This is a genomic window from Streptomyces oceani (assembly GCF_001751245.1).
In the GTDB taxonomy this organism is placed as follows: domain Bacteria; phylum Actinomycetota; class Actinomycetes; order Streptomycetales; family Streptomycetaceae; genus Streptomyces; species Streptomyces oceani.
Window position 1 is genome coordinate 87,731 of the sequence record NZ_LJGU01000116.1, and the last position, 13,124, is coordinate 100,854.

At 69.8% G+C, this 13,124-nt stretch carries 1 protein-coding gene; it reads left to right on the plus strand.

Annotation, left to right across the window (positions count from 1 at the left end; translation table 11 throughout):
* Positions 1-344 precede the first annotated feature (344 nt).
* Positions 345-13,103, plus strand: coding sequence for a type I polyketide synthase (locus AN216_RS10560; protein WP_079166455.1), 12,759 nt, complete (start codon positions 345-347; stop codon positions 13,101-13,103).
* Positions 13,104-13,124 lie beyond the last annotated feature (21 nt).

The window sequence follows — 13,124 nt, forward strand, 5'->3', positions numbered from 1 at the left end:
GGGCCGGGTCGCGGCGGTGCGTACGGGCGGCGGCGCGGCTGATCCCGGCCGCACGGGCGCGTCTGGCGGACCCGGCGGCCGGCTCTGTTGCGCCGAACCGGTCGAGGAACAGCCGCGTGCCGCCCGCTTGGTGGCGCACCCCGTCGCTGAGCCGCACGTCGCCCGGTCGACAGGTGTCGGCCGGGCGCCGGGTCCCACCGCTCCGGAGGGACGCGGGGCGCCTGGGAGGCTAGAAGTTCCCCCAGTGCTGGGCCTTCGTATCAGGTGCGGGGCAGTCCGCTGTGGAAACGTGGTTGAGGCTGTGTGCTTGGCTACGGGTCATTTGAGTGTTTGGAGTGCGACAGATGAACACGTCGGGTGCTGTGGGATCCGGGACCTCCTTCGCGCGGACCGAGCCCATCGCGATCGTCGGCCTCGCTTGCCGACTGCCCGGCGCTGACACTCCCGAGGCACTGTGGGAACTGCTGGAGAGCGGCCGCAGCGCCATCACCGACGTACCGGCCGACAGGTGGGACGCCGAGCTGTACGCGGAGGCGGCCATCGCCCCGGACGGTTCGGCCATTCCGGCCCGCGGCGGCTTCCTCGCGGGGGTCGCCGACTTCGACGCGGCGTTCTTCGGGATCTCGCCGCGTGAGGCGTTGGCGATGGACCCGCAGCAGCGGCTGGCGCTCGAACTGGGCTGGGAGGCCGTCGAGAGCGCCCAGTTGCCTCCGGAGCGTCTGCGGGACGTACGCGGCGGGGTGTTCGTCGGTGCCACCGTGCAGGACTACGCCGCTCTGGCACACCAGCACGGCGAGACCGCCATCGACCACCACACCATGACCGGCCTGAACCGCGGCATCATCGCCAACCGGCTCTCGTACGCCCTCGGGCTGAGTGGCCCCAGCATGACCGTGGACACCGCGCAGTCCTCCTCCCTGGTCGCCGTGCAGAACGCCTGCGACAGCCTGCGCGCGGGTGACTGCGACCTCGCCCTGGCCGGCGGCGTCCACCTGAACCTGATCCCGGAAAGCACCATCGCCGCCGCCCGGTTCGGCGCGCTCAGCCCCGACGCGCTCTGCTACACCTTCGACGAGCGCGCCAACGGTTTCGTACGGGGCGAGGGCGGCGGTCTGATCGTCCTGAAGCCGCTGTCCCGGGCGCGAGCCGACGGTGACCGTATCCGAGGCGTCATCCGGGGCGGCGCGGTGAACAACGACGGCACCGGTGACAGCCTCGTCAACCCGAACCCGGCCGCGCAGGAGGAAGTGCTGCGGCTCGCCTGTGCCCGTGCGGACGTCGACCCGGCCAGCGTGGCGTACGTCGAACTGCACGGCCCCGGCACCCCCGCCGGTGACCCGGTGGAGGCGGCGGCCCTGGGGGCCGCGCTGGGGCGGGCGGAGGGGCGGCAGGAGCCGCTGCGGGTCGGCTCGATCAAGACCAACCTGGGGCACCTGGAGGGCGCTTCGGGCATCGCCGGGTTGTTGAAGGCCGTGCTGTGCGTGGAGCGCGGCCGGCTCGTGCCAAGCCTGAACTACGTGCGTCCCAACCCGGCAATCGAGCTGGACGAACTGAACCTGCGGGTGCAGCAGGAGACCGTGGCGTGGCAGCCGGGGGGTGCGGAGCAGGTCCGGCGGGCGGGTGTCTCGTCCTTCGGCATGGGCGGTACGAACGCGCATGTGGTGTTGGAGGAGGCACCTGGGTCTGGGTCTGGGTCTGTGGAGTTTGCCGGTGTTGAGGCTGGGTCTGTGGAGTCGGCTGGGGCAGGGGAGTCTGTGGGGTGGGGTGGTGTGGTGCCGTGGGTGGTGTCGGCGCGTAGTGCGGAGGCGTTGAGGGGGCAGGCTGCTGCGTTGGTGGAGTTTGTGGGGTCGCGGGGTGTGGGGGTGCGGAGTGTGGATGTGGGTCGCACGTTGTTGAGTGGGCGTGCGGCGATGGATTACCGGGCGGTGGTGGCGGGTGCGTCGCGGGAGGAGTTGGTGTCGGGTTTGGGTGAGGTGGTTTCGGGTGTGGTGTCGGGTGGGGTGGTTGATGAGGAGGTGACTGCTTTGGGTCCGGTGTTTGTGTTTCCGGGGCAGGGGTCGCAGTGGGTGGGGATGGCGCGGGAGTTGTTGGGTGAGTCGGTGGTGTTTGCGGAGGCGATGGGTGAGTGTGAGCGGGCGTTGGAGCCGTTTGTTGGGTGGTCGTTGGTGGGGGTGTTGGGGGATGAGGAGATGTTGGGTCGGGTGGATGTGGTGCAGCCGGTGTTGTGGGCGGTGATGGTGTCGTTGTCGCGGGTGTGGGAGTGGTTTGGTGTGGTGCCGGCTGCGGTGGTGGGGCATTCGCAGGGGGAGATTGCGGCGGCGGTGGTGTCGGGTGCGTTGTCGTTGGAGGAGGGTGCGCGGGTGGTGGCGGTGCGTTCGGGGTTGATTGGTGGGCGGCTTGCGGGTGGTGGGGGGATGGTGTCGGTGGGGTTGTCGCGGTTGGGGGTGGAGGAGTTGTTGGTGGAGTGTGGGGTGGTGGGTGTGTCGGTGGCGGCGGTGAATGGTCCGTCGTCTGTGGTGGTGTCGGGGTCGGTGGAGGGTTTGGATGTGGTGGTGGAGGCGTGTGAGGGGCGTGGTGTGTGGGTGCGGCGGGTGGAGGTGGATTACGCCTCGCATTCGGTGCAGGTGGAGGGGATTGAGGGGGAGTTGGTGGAGGCGTTGGCGGGGTTGGAGCCGAAGGAGCCGGAGGTGCCGTTTTTCTCGACGGTTTCGGGTGGGTGGCTTGATGGTGGGCGGTTGGTGGATGGTGGGTATTGGTATGAGAATTTGCGGTGTTCGGTGGAGTTTGTGGGTGCGGTGGAGGGGTTGTTGGGTGAGGGGTTTGGGGTGTTTGTGGAGCCGAGTGCGCATCCGGTGTTGGTGGTGCCGGTGGGGGAGTCGGCTGAGGTGTGTGGTGTGGATGTGGTGGTGGTGGGGTCGTTGCGGCGTGGTGAGGGTGGTTTGGGGCGGTTGTATGCGTCGTTGGGTCAGGTGTGGTCGCGGGGTGTGGAGGTGGATTGGTCCAAGGCTTTCCCGCAGGGTGGCCCGTTGGTGGATCTGCCCACGTATGCCTTCCAACGCAAGCGCTACTGGCTGGGAGCCGCCAGTCCCGAGTCGTACCGCGCCCTTTCCTCCGTGGCGGCGGATGGCGTCAACCAGCCGCCAACAGCGGACGTACCCGCGCTGGAGGCCGTACGAGCCGGCGCCGCCGCCGTACTCGGTCACGCCGGTGCGGACGAGGTCGAGAGCACCCGCACCTTCAAGGATCTGGGCTTCACCTCGGTCACCGCTGTCGAACTCCGTGACCAGCTCAACGCGCGGTTCGGGGTTCGCCTGCCGTCCAGCGTGCTCTTCGACCACCCGACGCCCCAGCGCCTCGCCCGCCAGATCGACGCGGAACGTGGCCTCGTTGACCTGTCCGCCGACACCCGGCAGCCGCACGTCGCGACCGCTGCCCCGGACGAGCCGATCGCGGTCGTCTCGATGGGCTGCCGTTTTCCCGGCGGTGTTGAGACGCCCGAGGGCCTGTGGCGGGTGGTACGGGACGGGCTGGACGTCATCTCCGACTTCCCGACCAACCGCGAATGGAACCTCGCCGAGCTGTGGGACCCCAACGGGGAGCAGTCCGGCACCAGTTATGTGAGCAAGGGCGGTTTCCTGCACGACGCCCCGGACTTCGACGCGGCGTTCTTCGGGATCTCGCCGCGTGAGGCGTTGGCGATGGATCCGCAGCAGCGGCTGTTGCTGGAGAGCTCCTGGGAAACCCTCGAACGCGCGGGCCTCGACCCCGCCATACTGCGAGGCAGCCACACCGGAGTGTTCGTCGGCGCCATGGCGCAGGAGTACGGGCCTCGGCTGCACGAGGGCGACGAACAAGTCGACGGGCACGTCCTGACCGGTTCCACGACCAGCGTCGCCTCCGGTCGCATCGCGTACACCCTGGGCTTGGAGGGCCCTGCCGTGACGGTCGACACGGCCTGCTCGTCCTCCCTGGTGGCGCTGCACATGGCGGCCCAGTCGCTGCGTGCCGGCGAGTGTTCGATGGCGTTGGCCGGCGGGGCGACGGTGATGTCCAGCCCGGGCATCTTCGTGGAGTTCAGTCGGCAGCGTGGGTTGTCGCCGGATGGTCGGTGCAAGCCGTTCGCGGCGGGTGCGGATGGTACGGGTTGGGGTGAGGGTGTCGGCGTACTGCTGTTGGAGCGGTTGTCGGACGCGCGGGCGAACGGGCACCAGGTGTTGGCGGTGCTTCGGGGCAGTGCGATTAATCAGGATGGTGCGTCGAATGGTCTGACGGCGCCGAACGGTCCTTCTCAGCAGCGGGTGATTCGGGCGGCGTTGGCGAACGCGCGGTTGGAGCCGGGCGATGTGGACGTGGTCGAGGCGCATGGCACGGGTACGACCCTGGGTGACCCGATCGAGGCGCAGGCGCTGTTGGCGACGTACGGGGAAGGACGCGATCCTCAGCGGCCGTTGTGGTTGGGCTCGGTGAAGTCGAACATCGGACACGCCCAGGCCGCTGCCGGAGTTGGCGGCGTGATCAAGATGGTGCAGGCGCTACGGCACGGCGTACTCCCCAAGTCCTTGCATGCCGAGGCGCCTTCGCCAGAGGTGGACTGGTCTCCGGGCACGGTCCGGCTGCTTGACGAGTCCGTGGCATGGGAACCGACCGACCGCCCCCGCCGGGCCGGGGTGTCCTCGTTCGGTATCAGTGGGACGAACGCGCATGTGGTGTTGGAGGAGGCACCTGGGTCTGGGTCTGTGGAGTTTGCTGGTGTTGAGGTTGGGTCTGAGGGGTCTGTGGAGTCGGCTGGGGCAGGGGAGTCTGTGGGGTGGGGTGGTGTGGTGCCGTGGGTGGTGTCGGCGCGTAGTGCGGAGGCGTTGAGGGCGCAGGCTGCTGCGTTGGTGGAGTTTGTGGGGTCGCGGGGTGCGGGGCTGCGGAGTGTGGATGTGGGGCGCACGTTGTTGAGTGGGCGTGCGGGGTTTGAGCATCGTGCGGTGGTGGCGGGTGCGTCGCGGGAGGAGTTGGTGTCGGGTTTGGGTGAGGTGGCGGCTGGTCGGGTGGATGGTGTGGTTGCTGAGCAGGGCCGTGGTCCGGTGTTTGTGTTTCCGGGGCAGGGGTCGCAGTGGGTGGGGATGGCGCGGGAGTTGTTGGGTGAGTCGGTGGTGTTTGCGGAGGCGATGGGTGAGTGTGAGCGGGCGTTGGAGCCGTTTGTTGGGTGGTCGTTGGTGGGGGTGTTGGGGGATGAGGAGATGTTGGGTCGGGTGGATGTGGTGCAGCCGGTGTTGTGGGCGGTGATGGTGTCGTTGTCGCGGGTGTGGGAGTGGTTTGGTGTGGTGCCGGCTGCGGTGGTGGGGCATTCGCAGGGGGAGATTGCGGCGGCGGTGGTGTCGGGTGCGTTGTCGTTGGAGGAGGGTGCGCGGGTGGTGGCGGTGCGTTCGGGGTTGATTGGTGGGCGGCTTGCGGGTGGTGGGGGGATGGTGTCGGTGGGGTTGTCGCGGTTGGGGGTGGAGGAGTTGTTGGTGGAGTGTGGGGTGGTGGGTGTGTCGGTGGCGGCGGTGAATGGTCCGTCGTCTGTGGTGGTGTCGGGGTCGGTGGAGGGTTTGGATGTGGTGGTGGAGGCGTGTGAGGGGCGTGGTGTGTGGGTGCGGCGGGTGGAGGTGGATTATGCGTCGCATTCGGTGCAGGTGGAGGGGATTGAGGGGGAGTTGGTGGAGGCGTTGGCGGGGTTGGAGCCTCGGGTGCCTCGGGTGCCGTTTTTCTCGACGGTTTCGGGTGGGTGGTTGGATTGTGCGTTGGGTGCGGAGTATTGGTATCGGAATTTGCGGGAGTCGGTGCGGTTTGCGGAGGCGTGTGAGGGGTTGTTGGGTGAGGGGTTTGGGGTGTTTGTGGAGCCGAGTGCGCATCCGGTGTTGGTGGTGCCGGTGGGGGAGTCGGCTGAGGTGTGTGGTGTGGATGTGGTGGTGGTGGGGTCGTTGCGGCGTGGTGAGGGTGGTTTGGGGCGGTTGTATGCGTCGTTGGGTCAGGTGTGGTCGCGGGGTGTGGAGGTGGATTGGTCCAAGGCTCTCCCGCGGTCTGGGGGCGAGCCTGAGGTGTTGGTGGATCTGCCCACGTATGCCTTCCAACGCCAGCGCTACTGGCTCGCCCCGGGCCCCGCAGCGCAACCGCAGTCCACGACGGACCCGGTGGACGCGGAGTTCTGGGAGACCGTCGACCGCGAGGACCTGGAGGCCCTGGCGGACACGCTCGGCATAGCCGATGCCTCGGCGCTCGCTGAGGTGGTTCCGGCCCTGTCCTCCTGGCGCCGCGAGCGCCAGCAGCGCAGCATCGTCGATGACTGGCGTTACGAGATCGTATGGCGCGAGCGCCCGGTCTCCGACCCCGCTCCCGCCGAAAAGCTCTCCGAGACGAGCCGCCTCGAAGGCACCTGGCTGCTTCTCGTACCCGCTGAGTACGAGGCCACGGAAGCCGTGACCGAGTTGACGGAGGCGCTGCTGGCCGCCGGAGCCGAGCCGCATCCGATGCTGGTCACCGCCGCCGACGCGGAGCGCGAGTCGTTGGCCGAACGGCTGCGTGCGGAGAAGCAGGCGCTTGAGACCGTGTCCGGCGTGCTGTCCCTCGTCGCGCTCGACGAGTCGCCGCTGCCGGGCCAGCCGGCCGTCAGCACCGGTCTGGCGGCCACCCTCGCGCTCGTCCAGGCGCTGGGCGACGTCGCTCTCGAGGCACCGCTCTGGTGCCTCACCCGAGGTGCGGTGGCCGTCGGGGAGGAGCCTGCGCCGTACGCGCCGGCGCAGGCCGCCGTCTGGGGCCTCGGCCGGGTCGCCGCGCTCGAACACCCGGGCCGGTGGGGCGGGTTGATCGACCTGCCGGTGTACCCCGTGGACTCCGTCGGCTCCGCGCACTCCACCGACGTGCAGGTCCCCTCCCGACTGGTGGCCCTGCTCGCCGGGCACGACGACGAGGATCAGCTCGCGCTCCGCGCCGACCGCACGTACGTACGCCGCCTCGTGTCCGTCCCTGCCGCCGCGTCCCGCTCGACCACCTCAGGGGACTGGCGTCCGCGCGGCACAGTCCTGGTCACCGGTGGTACGGGCGCGCTCGGCGCCCGGGTCGCCCGCTGGCTCGTCGACGGCGGCGCCGAGCACCTCGTGCTCACCGGGCGCCGTGGTGACGCGGCCCCCGGCGTGGCCGAGCTGCGCGCCGAACTGGCCGCCCGCGGAGTGCCGGTGACCGTCGCCGCCTGCGACATGGCGGACCGGGACGCCGTACGCGACCTGGCGACGCGGTTGGCGGACGAGGGACACGCCGTGCGCTGTGTCGTACACGCCGCCGGGGTCAGCCAACTGGGCACCCTGGCCGAGGCGGACAACACCGATCTGGACGCCGCGCTGGCCGGCAAGGTGCTCGGCGCGGAACACCTGGCCGAGGCGCTGGCTGGTCCCCTGGACGCAGGTCAGCTGGACGCCGTCGTGTACTTCTCGTCCATCTCCGGCACCTGGGGCGTCGCCGAACACGGCGTGTACGCCGCCGCGAACGCCGCGCTGGACGCGTACGCCCAGCGTCGGCGCGCCGACGGCCATCCAGTGCTGTCCGTGGCCTGGGGTCCGTGGGCGGGCGGCGGCATGATCGCCGAGTCCCTGCAGGATGTCCTGCGGCAGCGCGGCGTACCGGTGATCGACCCGGACACGGCACTGGCCGGCCTCCAGCAGGCGCTGGAACTGGACGACACGGTGGTCGCGCTCGCCGATGTCGACTGGCGGCGGTTCGCCGGTGTCTTCACCTCCGTACGGCCCAGCCGGCTGCTGGACGAGATACCGGCGGCCCAGCCCGTAACGGAACAGCGCCAGGACGGGGAGGCCGCACCCACGCTGGCACTGGCGGGCGAGCTGGCGGAGCTCGACGAACGCCAGCGCACGGCCCGGCTGGTGACGCTGGTACGGGAATGGGTCGCGGCGGTGTTGGGGCACGCGGAGGCCGGAGCCGTCGACACCCGGGAGTCCTTCAAGGAGCAGGGCTTCGACTCGCTGACCGCGGTGGAACTGCGTAACCGGCTGAACGCCGCCACCGGGCTACGGCTCGCCTCGACCGTGGTCTTCGACTACCCGAACATCACCGCGCTGGCTGGACATCTGGCCAGCCGTCTCCTCGGTGACCCGGCCGCCACGGGCGCTGACCGCACCGGCGGCTCGCCCGGCTCCGTGGCTCAGCCGGGTCCGTCGACCGTCGACGAGCCGATCGCGATCGTGTCGATGAGCTGCCGTTTCCCTGGCGGTGTGGAGACGCCCGAGGACCTGTGGCGGGTGGTACGGGACGGGCTGGACGTCATCTCCGACTTCCCGACCAACCGTGGCTGGGACCTGGAGGCGCTGTACGACCCGGACCCGGACAGCACCGGCAAGAGCTACGTACGCCGTAGCGGGTTCCTGCACGACGCGGCGGACTTCGACGCGGCGTTCTTCGGGATCTCGCCGCGTGAGGCGTTGGCGATGGATCCGCAGCAGCGGCTGTTGCTGGAGACCTCCTGGGAGGCGCTGGAGCGGGCCGGCATCGACCCGTACAGCCTGCGTGGCAGTCAGACCGGCGTCTACGTCGGGATGACCGACCAGGAGTACGGCAGCCGACTGCGCGCGGCGTCCGGCGAGGCCGAGGGCTACCTCGCGACGGGCGCGGCGGGCAGCGTGGCCTCCGGCCGTATCTCGTACACCCTGGGGCTGGAGGGGCCCGCCGTGACGGTCGACACGGCATGCTCCTCGGCCTTGGTGGCGACGCATCAGGCGGTGCAGGCGCTGCGTGCCGGCGAGTGCTCGATGGCGTTGGCGGGCGCGGTGATGGTGATGTCCGACCCCTCGCAGTTCATCGCGTTCAGCCGGCAGCGTGGGCTGGCTCCGGACGGGGTGTCGAAGCCCTTCGCGGCGGCGGCGGACGGATTCGCGCTGTCCGAGGGTGCGGGGATGATCGTGTTGGAGCGGTTGTCGGACGCGCGGGCGAACGGGCACCAGGTGTTGGCGGTGCTTCGGGGCAGTGCGATTAATCAGGATGGTGCGTCGAATGGTCTGACGGCGCCGAACGGTCCTTCTCAGCAGCGGGTGATTCGGGCGGCGTTGGCGAACGCGCGGTTGGAGCCGGGCGATGTGGACGTGGTCGAGGCGCATGGTACGGGTACGACGCTGGGTGACCCGATCGAGGCGCAGGCGCTGTTGGCGACGTATGGGGAGGGACGCGATCCTCAGCGTCCGTTGTGGCTGGGCTCGGTGAAGTCGAACATCGGACACGCGCAGACCGCCTCGGGTATGGCCGGGCTGATGAAGATGGTGCAGGCGTTCCAGCATGATCTGTTGCCGCGGTCGTTGCACGCGGAGGAGCCGTCGCCGCATGTGGACTGGTCGTTGGGTGGGGTGGAGTTGTTGGCGCAGGCGCGGGAGTGGGAGCGCGGTGATCGTCCGCGGCGGGCGGGTGTGTCCTCGTTCGGGGTGAGCGGTACGAACGCGCATGTGGTGTTGGAGGAGGCGCCTGGGTCTGAGGGGTCTGTGGAGTCGGTTGGGTCTGGGGAGTCTGGGGAGTCGGTTGGGTCTGAGGGGTTTGTGGGGTGGGGTGGTGTGGTGCCGTGGGTGGTGTCGGCGCGTAGTGCGGAGGCGTTGAGGGGGCAGGCTGAGCGTTTGGTGGGGTTTGTGGAGGGTGTGGGTGTTGGGGTGTCGGTGGGGGCTGTGGGGCGGTCGTTGGTGGTGGGGCGTGCGGGGTTTGAGCATCGTGCGGTGGTGGCGGGTGCGTCGCGGGAGGAGTTGGTGTCGGGTTTGGGTGAGGTGGCGGCTGGTCGGGTGGATGGTGTGGTTGCTGAGCAGGGCCGTGGTCCGGTGTTTGTGTTTCCGGGGCAGGGGTCGCAGTGGGTGGGGATGGCGCGGGAGTTGTTGGGTGAGTCGGTGGTGTTTGCGGAGGCGATGGGTGAGTGTGAGCGGGCGTTGGAGCCGTTTGTTGGGTGGTCGTTGGTGGGGGTGTTGGGGGATGAGGAGATGTTGGGTCGGGTGGATGTGGTGCAGCCGGTGTTGTGGGCGGTGATGGTGTCGTTGTCGCGGGTGTGGGAGTGGTTTGGTGTGGTGCCGGCTGCGGTGGTGGGGCATTCGCAGGGGGAGATTGCGGCGGCGGTGGTGTCGGGTGCGTTGTCGTTGGAGGAGGGTGCGCGGGTGGTGGCGGTGCGTTCGGGGTTGATTGGTGGGCGGCTTGCGGGTGGTGGGGGGATGGTGTCGGTGGGGTTGTCGCGGTTGGGGGTGGAGGAGTTGTTGGTGGAGTGTGGGGTGGTGGGTGTGTCGGTGGCGGCGGTGAATGGTCCGTCGTCTGTGGTGGTGTCGGGGTCGGTGGAGGGTTTGGATGTGGTGGTGGAGTGGTGTGTGGGGCGTGGTGTGTGGGTGCGGCGGGTGGAGGTGGATTATGCGTCGCATTCGGTGCAGGTGGAGGGGATTGAGGGGGAGTTGGTGGAGGCGTTGGCGGGGTTGGAGCCTCGGGTGCCTCGGGTGCCGTTTTTCTCGACGGTTTCGGGTGGGTGGTTGGATTGTGCGTTGGGTGCGGAGTATTGGTATCGGAATTTGCGGGAGTCGGTGCGGTTTGCGGAGGCGTGTGAGGGGTTGTTGGGTGAGGGGTTTGGGGTGTTTGTGGAGCCGAGTGCGCATCCGGTGTTGGTGGTGCCGGTGGGGGAGTCGGCTGAGGTGTGTGGTGTGGATGTGGTGGTGGTGGGGTCGTTGCGGCGTGGTGAGGGTGGTTTGGGGCGGTTGTATGCGTCGTTGGGTCAGGTGTGGTCGCGGGGTGTGGAGGTGGATTGGTCCAAGGCTCTCCCGCGGTCTGGGGGTGAGCCCGAGGTGTTGGTGGATCTGCCGACGTATGCCTTCCAACGCCAGCGCTACTGGCTGGAGGCGCCTTCGGGTGGGCGGCTTTCGGGGGTGGTTGATCCGGTGGATGCGGAGTTTTGGGAGACCGTTGAGCGTGAGGATGTGGAGGGTTTGGCGGACACGCTGGGTATAGCGGATGCTTCGGCGCTTGCTGAGGTGGTTCCGGCGTTGTCGTCGTGGCGGCGGGAGCGGCAGCAGCGGAATGTGGTGGAGGGTTGGCGTTATCGGGTGGTGTGGCGGCAGGCGGAAGCGGTGAGTGGTGCGGGTGGTGTGTTGTCGGGTCGGTGGTTGTTGGTGGTGCCGGCTTCGGGTGAGTGTGGGCAGTGGGTGGAGCGGGTTCGTGCGTGGGTGGAGGCTGCTGGTGCTGAGGTGGTTGTGGTGTCGTTGGCGGCGGATGAGGTGGAGCAGGCAGTTGTCGCTGAGCGGTTGACCGACGCGCTGCCCGAGGGCGACACCCCCGCGGGCGTCCTCTCCCTCCTCGCACTCGACGAGGTGGAAAGCGACCACGGCCCCGGTGTGACACGTGGCCTGCTGGCCACCGTGGCCCTCGCCCAGGTGCTGGAGACCGGCAAGGTCGGCCTCGCCGCCCCGCTGTGGATCGTCACCCGTGGCGCCGTCACAACCGCACCGGCCGATCCCGTCGTACGTCCCGCGCAGGCGGCCGTACGCGGCCTGGGTCGGGTGTTCGGGCTGGACACCCCGGACGGCTTCGGCGGTCTCATCGATCTCCCCGAAACGGTCGACGAACCGGCCCTCGCCCGGCTCAGCAGCCTGCTCGCCGATCCCGCCGGGGAGGAGGATCTCGCCGTACGGGCCTCCGGCACCTTCGTACGCCGCATGGTGCGGGTGCCCGCCGAGGCGAGCCGACCGGCGCGAGAGCCGTGGCAGCCTAGCGGCACCGTCCTGATCACCGGTGGTACGGGTGCCCTCGGCGGCCACGTCGCCCGGGAGCTGGCGGGTGCTGGGGCCGAACATCTGCTGCTGGTCAGCCGACGCGGCCCCGACGCGCCCGGCGCCACCGAACTCCGCGCGGAGCTGCAGGCGTTGGGCCCGCGCGTCACCATCGCCGCCTGCGACGTGGCGGAGCGGGCGGCGCTGGCCGCGCTGCTGGCCGACATCCCTGAGGACCTCCCGCTGACCGGCGTCGTGCACACCGCCGGGGTCGTCGGGGAGGCCCGCTCGCTGGCCGAGATCCCGGTGCCGGAGGTCGCCGCGATCGTACGGGGCAAGGTGGCCGGCGCGCTGCACCTGGACGAACTGCTGGCGGAAACCGAACTCGACGCCTTCGTCCTGTTCTCCTCGGGCGCGGGCGTCTGGGGCAACGGCGGCCAGGGCCCGTACGCCGCGGCCAACGCCCAGCTCGACGCCCTCGCCGAGCACCGCCACGCTCACGGGCGTACGGCGACCGCCATCGCCTGGGGAGCCTGGGCGGACGGCGGCATGGTCGACGAGGAGGTCGCCGAGCAACTACGCCGTCGTGGGGTGCCGGAGATGGCGCCCGAGCTGGCGGTACGCGCCGTGCGCGCGGCCGTGACAGGTGCGGAGCCGACCCTCGTGGTGGCCGACATCCGCTGGGACCGCTTCCTGCCCGCCTACACCAGCCGGGGCCATCGTCCGCTGCTGGACGAGGTGCCCGAGGTCGCCGAACTGCTCGCCGCACAGCGGCAGGAGGCGCAGGCGGCGGAGCGGTCCGGTGCGGCCGAGGACCCGACCGCCCAGCTGGTGGCGCGGCTTACCCCGCTCGACGCGGAGCAGCGCGGGCGGGCGCTGGTCGATCTCGTACGCGAGCACGCCGGCGCGGTGCTCGGGCACGCGACGGGCCAGCAGGTGAAGGCGGACCGGCCGTTCCGGAATCTCGGCTTCGACTCGCTGACGGCGGTCGAGCTGCGCAACCGGCTGACCGCGGCGACCGGGCTGCGGCTTCCCGCCGCGCTGATCTTCGACTACCCGACCCCCGCCGTGCTCGCCGATCACCTGGGCACGGAGCTGTTGCCGCCGGAGCCCGCCAGCGCGGGCGCGCGTCCCGGCGAGTCCGCCGACCTGCCCGTGGAACTACGGCAGTTGGAGGCGGCGTACCAGGAAGCGCCGGACGCGGAATCCCGTCAGGCCCTGGCAGACGGCCTGCGGAAACTCCTGACCACCTGGGACGGAGACGGACCAGCGGGCGACGGCGGTATCGACGAGGACGTGGCCGCCGCGTCCGATGAGGACATGTTCGACCTGATCGACAAAGAACTCGGGATCTCCTGAGCCAGCACGACGCCGACATCC

Excerpts from the sequence above, each read along its gene's own strand:
- AN216_RS10560 (WP_079166455.1), top strand. The coding sequence starts at position 345 with ATGAACACGTCGGGTGCTGTGGGATCCGGGACCTCCTTCGCGCGGACC.